General features: G+C 41.3%; 16 protein-coding genes. 9 read left to right on the forward strand and 7 right to left on the reverse strand.

The window, feature by feature from the left end; genetic code table 11:
* Nucleotides 1–4: 4 nt before the first annotated feature.
* A complete protein-coding gene (locus tag AAHT65_RS07770) occupies nucleotides 5–1,588 on the reverse strand; it encodes a T7SS effector LXG polymorphic toxin (protein ID WP_343311274.1) in 1,584 nt (527 codons plus the stop codon).
* 208 nt (nucleotides 1,589–1,796) lie between these two features.
* Between AAHT65_RS07770 and AAHT65_RS07775 the strand changes: the two genes are divergently transcribed.
* Both AAHT65_RS07775 and AAHT65_RS07780 read left to right on the forward strand, forming a co-directional pair.
* On the forward strand, nucleotides 1,797–2,924 hold the full coding sequence (locus AAHT65_RS07775; protein ID WP_268518436.1) for a Rap family tetratricopeptide repeat protein: 1,128 nt from the start codon (nucleotides 1,797–1,799) through the stop codon (nucleotides 2,922–2,924).
* Nucleotides 2,914–3,042, forward strand: coding sequence for a hypothetical protein (locus tag AAHT65_RS07780; protein WP_268370171.1), 129 nt, complete (start codon nucleotides 2,914–2,916; stop codon nucleotides 3,040–3,042). The genes AAHT65_RS07775 and AAHT65_RS07780 overlap by 11 nt, the downstream gene beginning before the upstream one ends.
* 56 nt (nucleotides 3,043–3,098) lie before the next feature.
* On the opposite strand, the gene AAHT65_RS07785 is transcribed toward AAHT65_RS07780, so the two are convergent.
* Nucleotides 3,099–3,287 carry a hypothetical protein gene (locus tag AAHT65_RS07785; RefSeq protein WP_343311276.1) on the reverse strand — a complete coding sequence of 63 codons (189 nt, stop codon included), beginning with the start codon at nucleotides 3,285–3,287 and terminating at the stop codon, nucleotides 3,099–3,101.
* 110 nt (nucleotides 3,288–3,397) lie between these two features.
* Between AAHT65_RS07785 and AAHT65_RS07790 the strand changes: the two genes are divergently transcribed.
* Together AAHT65_RS07790 and AAHT65_RS07795 are read left to right on the forward strand one after the other, a co-directional pair.
* Nucleotides 3,398–3,625: a hypothetical protein gene (locus tag AAHT65_RS07790; RefSeq protein WP_106360919.1), complete on the forward strand. Its 228-nt coding sequence runs from the start codon at nucleotides 3,398–3,400 to the stop codon at nucleotides 3,623–3,625.
* Nucleotides 3,618–3,848 carry a transcriptional regulator gene (locus tag AAHT65_RS07795; RefSeq protein ID WP_106360918.1) on the forward strand — a complete coding sequence of 77 codons (231 nt, stop codon included), beginning with the start codon at nucleotides 3,618–3,620 and terminating at the stop codon, nucleotides 3,846–3,848. Before AAHT65_RS07790 ends, AAHT65_RS07795 begins: the two co-directional genes overlap by 8 nt.
* Nucleotides 3,849–4,353: 505 nt before the next feature.
* Here the strand turns inward: AAHT65_RS07795 and AAHT65_RS07800 are convergent.
* Nucleotides 4,354–5,559, reverse strand: coding sequence for an MFS transporter (locus AAHT65_RS07800; protein ID WP_343311511.1), 1,206 nt, complete (start codon nucleotides 5,557–5,559; stop codon nucleotides 4,354–4,356).
* Nucleotides 5,560–5,904: 345 nt separating this feature from the next.
* On the opposite strand from AAHT65_RS07800, the gene AAHT65_RS07805 reads away from it, so the two are divergent.
* The 5 genes from AAHT65_RS07805 (at nucleotide 5,905) to AAHT65_RS07825 (ending at nucleotide 11,988) form a co-directional block, all read left to right on the forward strand.
* Nucleotides 5,905–7,173 carry an aspartate aminotransferase family protein gene (locus tag AAHT65_RS07805; protein WP_063638624.1) on the forward strand — a complete coding sequence of 423 codons (1,269 nt, stop codon included), beginning with the start codon at nucleotides 5,905–5,907 and terminating at the stop codon, nucleotides 7,171–7,173.
* Entirely contained in the window at nucleotides 7,170–8,120 is a 951-nt protein-coding gene (locus AAHT65_RS07810; protein WP_061570967.1) for an inositol monophosphatase family protein, read from the forward strand. Before AAHT65_RS07805 ends, AAHT65_RS07810 begins: the two co-directional genes overlap by 4 nt.
* The gene (locus AAHT65_RS07815; RefSeq protein WP_343311278.1) at nucleotides 8,095–9,141 is read left to right on the forward strand and encodes a zinc-dependent alcohol dehydrogenase; all 1,047 of its coding nucleotides are present in this window, start codon (nucleotides 8,095–8,097) and stop codon (nucleotides 9,139–9,141) included. The genes AAHT65_RS07810 and AAHT65_RS07815 overlap by 26 nt, the downstream gene beginning before the upstream one ends.
* 310 nt (nucleotides 9,142–9,451) lie before the next feature.
* Nucleotides 9,452–10,885: a SulP family inorganic anion transporter gene (locus tag AAHT65_RS07820; protein WP_343311279.1), complete on the forward strand. Its 1,434-nt coding sequence runs from the start codon at nucleotides 9,452–9,454 to the stop codon at nucleotides 10,883–10,885.
* A gap of 182 nt (nucleotides 10,886–11,067) precedes the next feature.
* Nucleotides 11,068–11,988 carry a bile acid:sodium symporter family protein gene (locus tag AAHT65_RS07825; RefSeq protein ID WP_094233136.1) on the forward strand — a complete coding sequence of 307 codons (921 nt, stop codon included), beginning with the start codon at nucleotides 11,068–11,070 and terminating at the stop codon, nucleotides 11,986–11,988.
* A gap of 10 nt (nucleotides 11,989–11,998) precedes the next feature.
* Here the strand turns inward: AAHT65_RS07825 and AAHT65_RS07830 are convergent, their stop codons facing one another.
* Genes AAHT65_RS07830 through AAHT65_RS07845 form a run of 4 tightly spaced genes read right to left on the reverse strand, consistent with a single transcriptional unit; the run spans nucleotide 11,999 to nucleotide 15,739 of the window.
* Nucleotides 11,999–12,751, reverse strand: a complete 753-nt coding sequence (locus AAHT65_RS07830; protein WP_094231247.1) for an alpha/beta hydrolase — start codon at nucleotides 12,749–12,751, stop codon at nucleotides 11,999–12,001.
* Nucleotides 12,748–13,758, reverse strand: coding sequence for an iron ABC transporter permease FeuC (feuC, locus tag AAHT65_RS07835; protein WP_343311512.1), 1,011 nt, complete (start codon nucleotides 13,756–13,758; stop codon nucleotides 12,748–12,750). Before feuC ends, AAHT65_RS07830 begins: the two co-directional genes overlap by 4 nt.
* A gap of 4 nt (nucleotides 13,759–13,762) precedes the next feature.
* Nucleotides 13,763–14,767 carry a FecCD family ABC transporter permease gene (locus tag AAHT65_RS07840; protein ID WP_010787452.1) on the reverse strand — a complete coding sequence of 335 codons (1,005 nt, stop codon included), beginning with the start codon at nucleotides 14,765–14,767 and terminating at the stop codon, nucleotides 13,763–13,765.
* Nucleotides 14,768–14,785: 18 nt separating this feature from the next.
* Nucleotides 14,786–15,739 carry an iron-hydroxamate ABC transporter substrate-binding protein gene (locus tag AAHT65_RS07845; RefSeq protein WP_010787453.1) on the reverse strand — a complete coding sequence of 318 codons (954 nt, stop codon included), beginning with the start codon at nucleotides 15,737–15,739 and terminating at the stop codon, nucleotides 14,786–14,788.
* Nucleotides 15,740–15,772: the final 33 nt, after the last annotated feature.

Below are 15,772 nucleotides of genomic sequence, written 5' to 3' on the forward strand. Positions count from 1 at the left end.
CAAATTATTTGTTAAAAGGATAATGTTCTTTTGTGCCAGGAACCTTTCCTGTTCGAGTATTGTCAATTGGTCTAACGTTAAAGTGCGGACCTTGACCACCTTTTTCATGTCCAGCGCTATGATCCTGTATGATAATCTTTTCACCTTTATTATTAGTGAAGGTGTATTCCCTAGTCCTTATGATTTTACCATTTTTATCTTTAATTACACGACCGCCTTCGTGAGGAGCAGTACGCATTTCTACACGATTGATTGACTCTGGTTGTTGAGCACGTTGTATACCGGCATCTCTTTTCGCTTCTTTAAAAGCTCCTTTTCTACTAACTGTAACTTGAGTTACGGTTTCAGTTGATGATGAAGCTTTAAGACCGGTTTTTCCGGAAAACCCCTTTGCACCAAAAGGCATTAAAACAGCAAGTGCTGCATTTATACTGTTATGCTGCTGTTCTTTTGAAATCTTATTACCAAACATGTCGCGGCCAGTTATAGCTTCGCTAAAACCGTTCGCAGAAGCAAGACCATAAAGACCTTTACTTGAATTTTGAAGGACGTGGAATGTCTTTGGCGTTTTGTAGACATCAAGTGCTTTGTCTGCTTTGTAGAGTGCTTTACTGGTTGAATAAACAGCTTTTCCGCCTTTTGCTAATTTTCCAGCCCATCCCACAATCGGGACATAACCTGCCGCAGCCATCGCTCCAGCTGCTACACGTTGGCCCTCTGTCAACTTTTCGCCGGTAACAGGATCAACTCCATCAGCGGCTCTTTTATAATCATAATATCCAGAGACTTCCCCTGTAAAATTACAAACAACATCCCACGTCTTTTCGTACCATGTCCTGTTCGCTAGCTCTTCCTGTTCTTTTACTATCCTTCTTTGTTCAGCCTGCTGGTCTTTAAAGGCGATATAATCAGTTGATTGTTTTTTTACATCCTCAGTCATCTTGTGAATTTCACTGTCTCTATAAGCCTTTGCGTTATAGTGGATGGGAGAGGCACTCTTGCCTTGTGCTGTCGCGTTCATAAGTGCCTGATAATCAGCCTGTATCATTTGTTCATTGGCTTCCGAAAGGGCGTATTCTGACGTTAGATTCTCATCGACTTCACTTATTCTCTCGACTGCATTTTTCCGTTTTTTCTCAGCAGAAGATAACTCATCTTTAAAATCTTCTGTTGAAAAAACATCTAAGGGAAGGATCTCGTGTATGTCATTTAAGATGTCTTTGATCGCCTTTTTGTGTTCTGAAATGATAGATTTTGATTTTGTGTAGGCGTTAGCCAACTCATGTTCTAAGAAGGATTCCTCTATGTAGGCATCTGATAAGCTGGCGTCTTCCAAGATACCAGAAATACTCGTTAAAAAAGAAATTTTCATCTCGATTAGATCAATCCATTGGTCAGCAATGCCGGCCTGATCTTCATAAAATGATTTGATGTTATTGGCGCCTTTACCAGAAAACTCACTATCATCTAAATCAGCGACAGCTTTGAATGCTTTCTTTAATTTGACCATTTGATTCCTTGTTTCTTTGTATTCTTTTGCACGGTTTTCAGCTTCGGAAAGCAGTGATTTAGCTTCAAATACCTTCATGATCATATCCTTTCTTATTAAGCTTTGTGGTTCACTGATTAACAAAATTTTACCATATAAAGATATCAAGAAATACAAAAAACCTTTTATTTGGAAAATGAACCCCGAACAAAACTAACCGAAGAAAATGTTTGCGGTTTTTTTGCGGACATACATATTGTTAGAAATGTTAGAATATTACATAAGAGAGTATATAAGGAGGGGTCATGTGAATCCGGTTTTACCATCGTCAAAAGTTGGAATAAAGATCAATGAATGGTATAAAATGATTCGCCAATTCAGCGTCCCGGATGCGGAGATTTTAAAAGCGGAAGTGGAACAAGAAATAAACCAAATGGAAGAAGATGAATATTTACTGATTTATTTTACTCTCATGAAATTCCGTCACCAGCTCATGTTAGATTATTTAGAACCGGTGACCACACGGGTAAGACCGACAATTGACGAGTTACTAGAAAAAATAGAAGCATCAAATAAAGGTATCTCGGGTCTTCTGAGTTATTATTCTTTGTTTTTCCGTGGAATGTATGAATTTGATAAAAAGCAGTATATGAAGGCAATTAGCTTCTATAGAGAGGCTGAAAAACAACTTATGCACGTTCATGATGAAATTGAAAAAGCAGAATTTCATTTTAAGCTGGCAGAGGCTTATTACGGTATGAAGCAAAGTCATGTATCAATGCACCATGTCAAACAAGCGTTGGACGTTTATAATCAATATGAGCTTTATAAAGTGCGAAAGGTGCAATGCCTTTTTGTCATATCAGGGAATTATTGTGATTTTAAACGTTATGAAAAAAGTCAGCCGCATCTTGAGAAGGCTCTTGAATTATCAAAAGAGTTAGATAATAAGAGGCTGATTAGTTCTGCTCTTTATAATTTGGGTGCAAATTACTCCGATAGGGGCGAACATTCACAGGCTGAAATCTTTTTAAAACAAGCTGTAGAAATTACAGAAAAAGAAAAGCTGAGCAATTTACCGCATTCCTTATTTACTTATGCAAAGGTCCTTTTTAAACAGGGAAAAATGGGAGAAGGAATTCAAGCGAGCAAGAAAGGGTTATCGGCCGCAGTATACCAAGGGGATAAGCTTTTCGAGACATTACAGGGCTATCTAAAGGCTCTTTATGTTGATGCGGTGGATCAGCAAGGGGTTAACAATACGATAGAATACCTAGAGAAAAATAAGAATTACTCATATGTTGAGGATATCGCTTGCGAGACTGCTTCTGTTTATGCAGACTCAAGGGAGTTTGAAATATCCTATTTTTATCATAAAAAAATGGTTGATACGCAAACACAAATTCAAAGGGGAGAATGCCTGTATGAATTTTAAAAAAAGCGTCTTCATTATTCTTGGTTTATCATTGACTTTAGTAACCGGCTTGGGAGTAAGCTTAGCGGAAAAACAAAATCAAGATACAATGCAAGCTTCTGACCGTTTTCAAACATGAGCATTATTTCACCTTTTCTTCGGAAAAGGTTTTTTTAGTTTCTTCATTATAATGTGTCAAAACATCCATTTGTTCTTTTTCTTATCCCATTTCAACAAACGCTGCCTCATGAGATTCTTGACCGCTTCTCGTATAGCGCATTCATCCTTCCCGGTTTTTCTCTTCAATTCGCCCAAAGAGGGATTTTTCCCGAAGTGGGTCATGTTAAAAATGATCCGGTATACTTTCCGCTCAAAGTCATTCATCCCGATTGCCTCCTCCTCCGAGTAAATAATACCAGAACAAACATTCCCTTTTCAACTTGAAACAGAACAAAAGTTCGTATAAAATGATGGTAACGAAGGAGGAGTGCAGCATGGATACACTGTTAAAAAAATCGTTAAGAGAACAAACATCTTTAGATATGATTTATATGAAAATAGACGGTTCTATTTCAAAAAGAGCTATAATCGTACATCAACTTAATAAACATTACATAAGAGCATTTTGCTTCAAAAGCCGGCAAACAAAGACATTTAAAACAGAAAATATCCTAGCTGTTGCTCCGGCCAGATATAGAAAAGGGGACGTCAATTTTGCGTAAAATTACAAAGCGGCAATCAGAGGTATTAGAAACTATATCTCAATTTATAGATCAAAAAGGATATCCACCTTCGTACAGACAGTTAATGAAGGAACTGGGGGTAAACTCGCCAAGTACAGTAAAAGGATTGCTGGATGCATTAAAAAGGAAAGAATATATAACGTGGCAGGAAGGATTACCGCGTACACTTAGATTATTAGAGGAAAGAGCCCAACAGAATTGAGGGCTCTTTTTTATTTGTTGTCAGCTTGCATATAGGTGGAAAGGGTGGCAGAAAGGTGGCAAACACGATTATTCGCCACCTTTCTAAATTTGTCTAAATCATTTTGTCATTTATCAAAACCCTGATAGAACAGTGTTTATCAGTCTAAACTATTCTAAGACTTTCACTAAACTCTTCCATGGTAAGGAAGAGGTCAGCGGTTCGAGCCCGCTTGGAAGCTTATCTGAATATACTGATCTGACGAGGTTTCTCAAGAATGAGAAAGCTTTTTTTGTTTATTAAAAAACTGCACACAAATACAGTGCTCAAATAATTTATTCCTTAAACAGATTCTTTCCACAATCATATGTGCAATGTTGTCTGTTTTTATATCGGCAAACCAGTCTCTCATGCTTCTGATTAAAAGCCCTTTGTATTCGGGGAGAATCATCTTACTGAATCAGCATCAACAGCTCAAATTCAAAAAGCTAATGACCCTATACATGGTCATTAGCTTTTTTTACTTCTATATGGATTCGGTTTTGGATTGTCCATGTGTACGCATTTTAGCTGATTCCAATATCTTTAACGCAATAACAAGAATCAGCATGAATGCCATTAAAATAGTAAATAACCAAAAGGCTGTCTGTACTGGGAATTCGTCTAAACTCCAGCCAACTGCTATTGGCAAGAGTGAACCGCCGAGTCCGTTGGAAGCGAGCAAAATGCTTGTCGTTTGTTCAGTTTTCCCCGGGAAAAACTGATTTGTAATGATCAAGGCAATGGCGAACATACCGGCCATAAACAGGCCTAAAAAGAAACAAAGAGCAAATCCGACCCAAACGGTTTGACTGACCGCTAATATGGCCAGTGCAATCAGACCGCCTATGTTTATGAAACGGAGAAAGCGATGGTATGTTATTTTTTCAGAAACTGGTCCTGTCAGTAACCGTCCAATGATCATTCCTGACCAATAAATCGTTACCGTTATCGTCGCTAATGAATTGGGAATATCCCATTTTTCAGCGAAAATGGAAGGTATAAAGTGTACAATGGATACTTCACTGCCGCCATAAAAGAAGAAATAGGCTGCTGCTAAAGCAATAAATAGGAAACCCTTGCTGCGATAGCTTGTATGGCCTTGTGTTTTAATATCCGGACTGCTTTCTTTGCGAATAAGTAAGTGGTCTAAACTGCCAAAACTCATTTGTCTCCAAACGATCATAAGCAGAAATGAGCTTACTCCTAACACAAGAAATGCCAATGCCCATAGGCCGTTGCTGATTAAGAAACTTGATAATAGCGGCATAAAGAGCGCTCCCAGCCCATAAGCAACTTCCATCTTACTCATGGCAACGGCTTGTTTCTCTTTAATCGCTGTAAGGATAATCGTCCCTACACATGATTCAACTAATCCAGCTCCAAGCCCCGCCATACTTACAAACAAAAAGAGTAACGGCCACGGCGGTAAAAAGAAAATGAACAGCTCACAGCTAATCATGGCCAAGCCGACTACAACCACATTTTTTCTGCCTAGTTTCTTAACGAGTAAAGGCATTCCCAGTACGCCTATTAAAAAACCCATAAATTGAGAAAATACTAACACCCCGCCATTACTATAACTTTGGGTGTAATGTGAAAGTAATTCAGGCAATACGGCTCCTAGTATAACGAGTGTAAAAGCAATTAATCCGTAGGAAACACAACCGATCCACAGCAGACGAGTTTTCATCATTTAATCTCCTTATTAGTCAAATAAGCACCATTTTGTACCTGCTAATTTTAGTTGACGGGAGCACTATTTTATTGGAGGGCTGCAATGATTAGTTCAGAAGAACCTTTTTAAAAATAGTAAATATTGTCCTGTATCAGTTTTGAAAACCTATTGCATACAGGTTTTTTTTACATTATATACAATTATTGTTATCGTATCATACAATTTTTAGCCGCGCATCCCTAATCGCAGAGTTAACAAATATTTAACATATTTAACGAAAATATCGTTGACATTATTTTCTATACTGAATACGATAGTTAACAGTTTCACATGTTTCTATTAAAAATTAGGGGTGGTAATGTGGGGACGAAGGAAATTACAAATCCAGACAGTTTGTATTACAAAGTGGACGATGTGGTGATGGAAAGAGGAGAAGGAATCTATTTATACGATCAAGAAGGAAATGAGTATATTGATTGTGCATCCGCCACGTTCAACTTGAATTTGGGATATAGCAACAAGGAAGTGATAGACACAGTTAAAGATCAAGCGGACAAGCTTATTCATGTCACTTCTTCTTATCAAACAGACGCCGTAAATAAACTAGCTGAAAAACTTGTAGAAATTTCCCCCGACAATCTCACAAAAGTACACCCTAAAGTCAGCAGCGGTTCCGCTGCAAACGAAGGAGCCATAAAAATGGCTCAGTACTACTCCGGAAAAACGGATGTCATCTCACTATTTCGAAGCCACCTCGGACAAACTTATATGATGTCAGCTTTATCCGGAAATTCATTTCGAAAAGAACCATTCCCTCCACAATTCTCTTTTGGCTTGCAAGTTCCCGATCCTTATTGTAATCGTTGTTTTTATAACCAGAAACCAGGCTCGTGCGGTATGCTGTGCGTAGAAAGAATCAATGACTTTATTGAATACGCTAGCAATGGGAAAGTTGCCGCAATGATTGTTGAACCGATCTCCGGGAACGGAGGAAATGTCGTTCCGCCTAAAGATTACTTTAAACAGTTAAGGAAATTATGTGATGAGCATGATATTGCCCTCATTTTTGATGAGATCCAGACTGGATTTGGAAGAACCGGAAAGATGTTTGCTGCCGACCACTTTGATGTAAAACCGAATATGATGACTGTCGCAAAGGGGTTAGGAGGTACAGGATTCCAAGTCGCCGCCACCCTGACGGAAGAAAAGTATACTGGATTGCCAGGCTACACTCACTCCTTCACTTACGGTTCCAACGTGTTGGCATCTGCCGCTGCATGTAAAACCATTGACATCATGCAACGACCTGGATTTTTAGAGAATGTTACAGTTGTTGGAAATTACATTATGGATTCACTAGAAAAAATGAAAGAAGACTTTACATTTATTGCAGATGTAAGAGGTGTCGGTCTGATGATCGGCGTTGAGATTGTTAAAGAAAACAATGTGCCGGATGTAGAACTGACAAATTACATTGCGGATAAAGCAATGGAGTATGGACTGATCCTTCGTACTTCTCGATATGGATTCGGAAATGTGTTCAAAATCCGTCCGCCATTGACGATTACGCTCAGTGAGGCTGAAGTGCTTTGCTTCAAACTCCGTAAGTTATTGGAGGATATAAAGTGAGAGACTATATTATTGGAATGGGGAAGTTTGTTTATCAAAAGGTGAAAGATCAAAAAGGGACATTGAAAAATCGGCTGGTCAACGGTTATTCTCCGGGTGGAGATGCACAGTTTAATATTGATGCAGCCGCTGAAGATGCCGTACTTGAATATATACAAAAGCAAGAAGTGCCAATCGCGTTCTATACGGAGGATGGCGGATTAAAGTTGTTTGGGGAGAATCCGCAATACATTTTAATCGTTGATCCTATTGATGGGACCCGCCCGGCTGCTGCCGGTCTTGAAATGTCATGTATCTCCATAGCATTAGCTGCGTACAAACCGAATGCGCAAATTAAGGATATTGAATTTGCTTTTCTGTTGGAGCTTAAAACCGGTGCCTACATGTACGGCGATATCTACTCCGACTGTATTCACTATGAAGGGTTTCAGGGAGAACTGCCAAATTTAAGCGAGGTAAAAGAAATAAAAAATATGTTCTGGAGCCTTGAGTTCAATGGACACCCCGCTCACCTTATGATTGATGCATACGGCCATTTGATTGACCAGTCAGCAAATAATGGAGGAGTCTTCGTTTTTAATAGTGCCTCCTACTCGATTTCCAGAATCATCACGGGACAGATGGACGCTTATGTGGATATAGGCAATCGTTTACTCAAAGACAATCCTGGGTTACTATCCGATTTTCAGAATGTAGGGAACGGACAAGTTCTGCATTTGTTTCCATACGATATTGCGGCCAGCGTATTTTTGGCTAAAAAAGCCGGCGTTATGATAACAGACGCCTATGGAAATTCTTTGGATAGCACGCTTCTTACGGATCTCAGCTACGATAACCAGCAATCTTGCATTGCAGCGTCAACAAAGGAACTCCATCAAATGTTGTTAGACCAAATCCGCTGGGACAGAAAGGAAGAGAGCTATGAAGGCGTTGGTCTGGACTCCTAACGACAAACTTGAATATGTAGAGGTGGACGAGCCTCAGATACGGAAACTGAATGATGTAAAAGTGAAAATATATGGTACCGGTATATGCGGTACCGATCTTAATGTACTGAAAGGAAAAATGAATGCCACTCACAACATGATCATGGGACATGAGTCAGTTGGTGAGGTAGTGGAAATTGGTGAAGATGTCAGAGATGTAAGGGTGGGCGACCGAGTTGTCATTGACCCTACCCAATTCTGCGGGAAATGTTACTATTGCAGAAAGGGTTTAACCTGTTATTGCGAGTCCTTTGAAGATTGGCAGTTAGGCCTTGGAGCACACGGAACTTTTGCGGATTACTATGTGGGCGAGGATCGATTCATGTACAAAATACCGGAATCTATGGAATGGGAACGAGCAACTTTAATTGAGCCCCTTTCCTGCGTCTTGAATGTTGTGGAAAAGGCCGCGATAAAACCGGATGATTCCGTATTGGTTTTAGGATCGGGTCCGATCGGGCTCCTTGTTCAGATGATGGTAAAAAAATCAGCAAGGCTGACTGTTGCGACCGAGATTGGAAAATTCAGATCGGAAGCGGCGCAACATATATCCGATTATGTTTATCATCCTGAAACATTGACTGTTGAAGAGGTTGAACGAATCAATCAAGGAAGAAAATTTGATGTTATTTTTGATGCGATCGGCAATCAGCTGGATTGGGCTTATCCGTTAATAGAAAAAGGCGGAAGACTTGTGCCTATGGGTTTTGACGATACGTATGAAATGAAAATCAGACCTTATCAATTACTCTCCAATGGAGTGACCATTATAGGAACCGGAGAGGCAAGGCAGATCATGGAGACTGCGTTGTCATGTGCGATTGACCTTCCTCAGCTCTCTGATTTGATCACAGAGAAAGTAGAATTAGAGAATTTTGAACAAGCTGTTCAGAACCTCATGGGCATAGATCCGAATTCAAAGGAAAGAAAAGATATAACAGCTATAAAAACGATCCTTGTATCTGATCCGAAGCTGGTGTAAGCAACAATGAACGGCTCATGTCACCCTTGATTTGAGCCGTATTTGTATGATGATGCATGTGATTGGTCTGGACGTAAACGGAGCGAGGGAATATAATCCAATTGTTTTGTGGCACAATTTGACCTTGCATATCCTAAATAAATTTATTATGATACTCTTTGTATATAACTCCTTTCCCCTATATCCTATACTCTGAACGTTTCCCCTGTTTCTCCGGAAGAAGTTGCTTCTTGCTTTCCCGTATATTAACAATTAAAGCTCCCAACTGACATGATGCGGAATTTTACATTTAAAAAAGGAGTCGTTATATTTGAAAGGTTTTTCATTAAAACAGCAATGGTTCGGGAATGTACGTAAAGATGTTCTGGCCGGCATATTGGTTGCATTGGCTTTAATTCCTGAAGCGATTGGTTTTTCCATTATTGCCGGTGTCGATCCGATGGTCGGTCTTTATGCGTCATTTTGTATTGCTATTATTATTTCTATTTTTGGCGGCAGACCGGGAATGATTTCCGCTGCCACAGGGTCTATGGCGCTTGTTATGGTGTCCTTGGTTGCAGATTACGGACTGCAGTACTTGTTTGCGGCCACTATACTGACAGGCATTATACAAGTCATATTGGGCATAAGTAAGATTGCAAAACTAATGAAGTTTATACCTAGATCAGTCATGATAGGATTTGTGAATGCACTGGCTATTCTTATTTTTTCAGCCCAGCTTCCGCAGTTTGCAGGAGCTTCTTGGATGATGTATGCCATGGTTGCAGGTTCTTTGTTGATTATATATATCCTTCCTAGGTTTACAAATGCCGTTCCTTCACCGCTTATAGCGATTATTGTAATGACCATTATCGCTATTACCCTTCACGTGGATGTGCGGACGGTTGGTGATATGGGTGAGTTAACAAGCTCATTGCCGGGATTTTTGATCCCCGACGTTCCGTGGACGTTTGAAACACTTCAAATCATATTCCCATATTCCATTGCATTGGCGCTTGTCGGGCTGCTTGAATCACTGCTCACAGCACAGATTATTGATGAAATGACGGATACGGATAGTGATAAAAACAAAGAAAGCCGCGGACAAGGGATTGCCAATATCGTGACTGGGTTTTTTGGCGGCATGGCGGGCTGTGCTATGATCGGCCAATCCGTGATTAACACGAAAGCAGGCGGCCGCGGCAGGCTATCTGCATTTGTCGCCGGGGCTTTTCTGATGTTTTTAATTGTGGTGTTAAGCGATGTGGTCGTGAACATCCCAATGGCGGCGCTTGTTGCCGTAATGATTATGGTTTCTATTGGTACGTTCGACTGGTCTTCGCTGAAGGGTTTACGGAAATCGCCGCTTACTGATTCGATTGTTATGGTTGTTACCGTCATTACAGTCGTTCTGACTGATGATTTATCAAAAGGCGTTTTTGCCGGTGTCTTATTAAGCGCGGTGTTTTTTGTAGCAAAAATATCGAAATTGAAAATCATTTCTCATGCAGATGATCAAAAACTGAGAACATATAAAGTAACAGGACAGATCTTTTTTGCTTCAGTATCTGATCTGATGAATGCGTTTATGTATCGAGAGGATATCGAACGGGTTGTAATTGATTTAAGTGAAGCTCATGTATGGGATGATTCCGGTGTAGCTGCGCTTGGTAAAATCGTTGCGAAGTTTAAAGAACAAGGAATTGAAGCAGAACTGAAGGGCTTAAACGAAGCGAGTCAGGCTCTTTTAAAACAGATGGCGTAAGAATGAAAGTCCAGATTATAAATGTCTGGGCTTTTCACTGTGTAGAAAAATTGATCCGGACATAAGAATATAAGATATTTGGTTAAAACTGTTGATTGTCATTGATATAATAGAATGAAAACACATTAATAGGAGACTTATATATGATGCTTCAGAAGTTGAACCAAGTGCTGGGCCGGATTATGCCGTTGTTAACACCGTCTAGTGTGGTGATCGGTGTGCTTCTGTCTCAGTATATAAGCGGATGGAACGGCGCGGTGCCTTGGATATTTGCTTTTATCACGTTTGCAGGCAGCCTGAGCGCCAATTTTCAATCGCTTAGACATGCTCTGGCTCATCCCCTGCCTATGATTCTTGCTTTGTTTGTTCTCCATATCTTCATGCCGGTTTTTGCTTGGGGCAGCGGTCATCTCATTTTTAAAGGCGACCCCTTGACTATTACCGGACTTATATTGGCGGTTGTGATACCGACTGGGATTACGAGCCTGATTTGGGCCTCGATGTATAAAGGGAATGTCGGTTTGACGCTTTCCATTATACTTGTGGATACGATTTTGTCGCCTTTGATTGTACCTGTGAGCCTTTCTCTATTAGCAGGCGCCCAGGTCCATATGGATGTATGGGGTATGATGAAAGGGCTTATCATTATGGTGGTGATTCCATCATTTTTGGGGATGCTTGTCAACCAGTTTTCTCCTGCAGAACGAACAGCCGTTTTAAGCCGGACGTTTTCTCCTTTTTCTAAAATATGCTTGATGGCAGTCATTGCGATTAACAGTTCTGTGATTGCCCCTTATTTTCAAGTGATTGATTTGAGATTCGCCGGGATTGCTGTGATGGTATTTTGCATTGCTTTGACCGGATATGCGGTTGCTTGGATGATAGGAAAAGTAATGAAAAGAAGACAGGAAGAAATCGTGGCTCTCATTTATACCGGAGGCATGAGGAACATCAGCGCGGGAGCTGTTCTTGCTGTTGGCTTTTTTCCTTCGCAAGTCGCGGTCCCTGTTGTGATCGGTATGCTGTTCCAACAGATATTGGCCGCTTTGTTCGGCCATTTGCTCAAGCGCTATGAATTAAAGCCTGTATTGCAAAAAGCGTAAAAAAAACCGCTCAAAGGGATGAGCGGTTTTTTTCGTAAAGCCATTCTAACGCGTTTGCAAATTGCCGGGTAAAAAACTTGTGATGATGATCTGCGTCCTCTTCAATTGTGAATAGCAGCTGATCCGGTGTGAAGCCTTTATTCTTAAGGCTGTTATACACTTGTTCTGTTTTGGAGAGCATTTCTTTTTGAATGGTTTGCTTTCCGATTCCTTCTTTACTTCCGACAGACATATAAATCCGCTGTTTTGCAGGCTGTATGGCGGATCGGTTGATGATATCCGCCGCATTCTCATACCAGAAAGAGCCGGAAATAGAGCCGATGTTCCCAAACATGTGCGGATGTTTCAAGAGAGCAAACATGGAGATCAGCCCGCCCAAGGAGGAGCCGATAAATCCTCTTGTTTGTGGGCTTCCGTCTATGTTCCAGTTTTCCTCAATATAAGGAATCAGTTGATCTATGATTTCGGACAGATATTGATCCCCTTTTCCGCCAAAATCATCAAAGGCTTCATGCAGTGATGCCGCAGGCCAAGGCGTGTACTCATTTAGTCTGTTTTTGGGTTCAATGCCGGCAATAATCAGTTCGGGCAGCTTTCCATGGTGAAATTTCTCCTCCAAACACTCGATTTGTTCTTCAAACAGCGATCCGCCATCCTGCACGTATACGCACGGAAATGATGTGCGGCGGCGGTGGTATGAAGGCGGGAGGTAAAGCTTGAATGTTCTTGTACGGAAGATGTGTTCGTTGAAAGAGCCATTCATTTGTTAGTCGCCTTTTTTTGCTTGAAAAGCAGGTATAAGAAATATGGTACACCGAGTATAGCGAGAATGATTCCTGCCGGGACCTCTGCCGGCTGGAAAAACAGTTTACCCGCAAAATCAGCACATAACACAAGCAGCATGCCTATCAAACCGCTTAACGGCAAAATATAGCGGTGTTCAACGCCGGCCAGTCTGCGTGCAATATGCGGTGCGATCAGACCGACGAATCCCATACTGCCTGCTACTGATACGCAGGCGCTGATAATGGCGATGCAAGAAATCAATAAAATTGTTTTTTCTTTATTAGAAGAGATGCCTAGGCTTTTGACCGTATCTTCGTTAAATCGGATGGTATCCAGCAGTCTGGATTTAGCAAAGAGAGCAGGAATAAATACCAAAAGCCATGGAAGAATGGCTGTGATGTACGTCCAATTTGCCGACCAAATGCTGCCGTTTTTCCATACCATGGCCATTTCATAGTCTTGAGGATCCATTTTTAAGGACAAGAATAAAGTAAGCGCACTAAAACCTGAATTAATTGCAATTCCCACGAGAATGATTCTGCCTGAATCCAGATTTCCCCTGTGCCAAGCAAACATATAGATCAGCGCTGCAGCTAACAGGCCGCCTATCAATCCGAAAAAAGGTGTTCCCATTGCGGCTGCAAGAGTCGTTGTTTTCGCTTGTCCTTGAAAGATCAGCATGAATCCGACAATACCTGCTCCCGCTCCAGCGTTAATCCCGAGAATCCCCGAGTCAGCCAATCCATTTTTCGTAACGGCCTGTATAACGGCGCCGGCTATTCCGAGCCCGAGTCCAACGATAGCAGCCAGTATGATACGGGGCAATCTTAAATCAAACAGCAAAATTTCATATTGAGGATTGGGGTTAATTTGAAAAAAAGTGGAGAGCAGCTCTCCCGGACGTACAGCGAATGACCCGCTCGTCAGGCTGAAATAAGCGACAGTAAGGATCAGTACAGCTAAGATGATATACATTCCCGTCATTTTTTTAACCATGTTGCTCTCCCCCTTTTCTTTTGATCAAATAAAGGAAGAAAGGCACGCCGATGATGGATGTGACGACTTCGATCGGTGTTTCAAACGGATAATTGATAAATCTGCTGGCGAGATCGCATAGTGTTAAAAAAACGCCCCCTATGACACAGGAACAAGGAATCAGCCTGCTGTAATCAGAACCAACTAGAAATCTTGTTATGTGGGGAACGACTAATCCCACGAAAGCGATTTTTCCGGCGAGGGCTACAGCGCTACCAGTCAGGATGACCACTGAAATCATCGCCATGAGTTTGATTGCCTTTTTCTTTTGCCCCAGACTTTTTGAAATATCGTCTCCTAATGAGACCGCCGTGACCTTTTTGCTGAGTGAAGCGGCGATCACTATTCCTATAACGAAAAAAGGGACGGCGAGCTTTAATATGTCTGGGTTCATTTGGTGAAGTCTTGCACTGTACCAAAAGGTTAGATCTTGCGAAATTTGAAAGTAAATCGACATGGCAGCCGACAAACTGCTTAACAGCATGCTCGTGACAGTGCCGATGATCGCAAGCTGCACGGGAGTAAAACCGTTAGGCAGCATGGAGGCCAGACCGAAAACAAGCGCGGCGCCTAACGCCGAGCCGATAAATGAGTAAATGATCATCTCGATTGAAGATGATTGAGGGAGCAGCACCATACAAAGCGTGATGATAAATGCAGAGCCGTCAGATACGCCCATGATAGAGGGCGAAGCTAAGTAGTTGCGTGTAATGCCCTGCATGAGCGCTCCTGAAACAGCTAGGGCCGCCCCGATCAAAAGAGCGCCGGCAGCCCTGGGAATACGTGAATGCCATATAATCTGATGGTCTGTATTTTGCGGATCAAAATGCAGAATCGATGTGAAAATGATATCTGCATGAAGATGTTTCGCGCCATATAGAACAGAGAACAACAGAGATAGAGCAATGGCAAATGGAGAACTGATCATAATGATACGTGTCCACTGTTTTGAATACATATAAAAACCTACTCTAAGTTAGTCTTGTGTCAATTTTTCAGTTGCTGCTTTCAGGAAACGGACTTTGCTCCAAGCTGTGCCGCCTTGTGCAAGAGGATCTACTGAATTGACATAAACATGATCTTCTTTAACCGCAGTGAGGCTTGACCAGATCGGGTTTTTTTCTAAGTCTTTTAAAGCATCAGGCTTATCTGCGTTTTCATCATCAGAAAATTGGACGAAAATATGGTCAGGATTCATTTCACTTAGTTTTTCTAACGAGATGAGTTCTTGCGCTTTTGCCGCTTTGACTTCATCAGGAGCGGTGAGGCCTAAATCTCCGTAAAGAGTTGAGTTGAAATATACTTGTTCCGGGTAGATATAAATATTACCTTGTCTGATTCTGATGACAAGAGCATTTGAATCTTTCGCTTTGCCGTTTATTTTCGTTTTTGTGTCTTTAAGATCCTGTTCGTAGTCCGCAATGATTTCTTTTGCTTTTTTCTCTTTTCCTGTAAGCTGGGCAAGCAGCATCATGTTTTCCTTCCAGTTAGAAGAAATGTGGGAAACGGGAATGGTGGTCGCTGTATTACTTAGTTTTTTTATTGTGTTTTCCGGAAACTTCGTAGATGCCAAAATGACGTCAGGCTGAAGCTCAAGAATCTTTTCTATGTTCGGTTCCATTTTTTCACCGGTAGAGGTTGCTTTGTCTGTAATGTCTTTAAACATATCCGGGAATTTGCCTGAGAATGAGATGGCACCGGCTGGGTGGACATCGAGCAATTTCGCATCTTCCATAGATTCGACGCTTCCTGTAATGGCGATCTTGTCTGTTGGTACTTTCACTTCATACGTTTTGTCGAGATATTCTATTTTCTTTTTTTCTGATTTTGTTCCAGCGGCGCTGCTGCCGTTGGTTTCCTCTTTACTGCCGCACGCCGCAGCAGTCAATGCGAGAAGCAAAATCAATATCGCAATGTACATTTTTTTCATCTATAGTGCCCCCTGTTCAATTGATAACTATTA

The sequence above is a fragment of the Bacillus atrophaeus genome (genome assembly GCF_039519175.1).
In the GTDB taxonomy this organism is placed as follows: domain Bacteria; phylum Bacillota; class Bacilli; order Bacillales; family Bacillaceae; genus Bacillus; species Bacillus atrophaeus.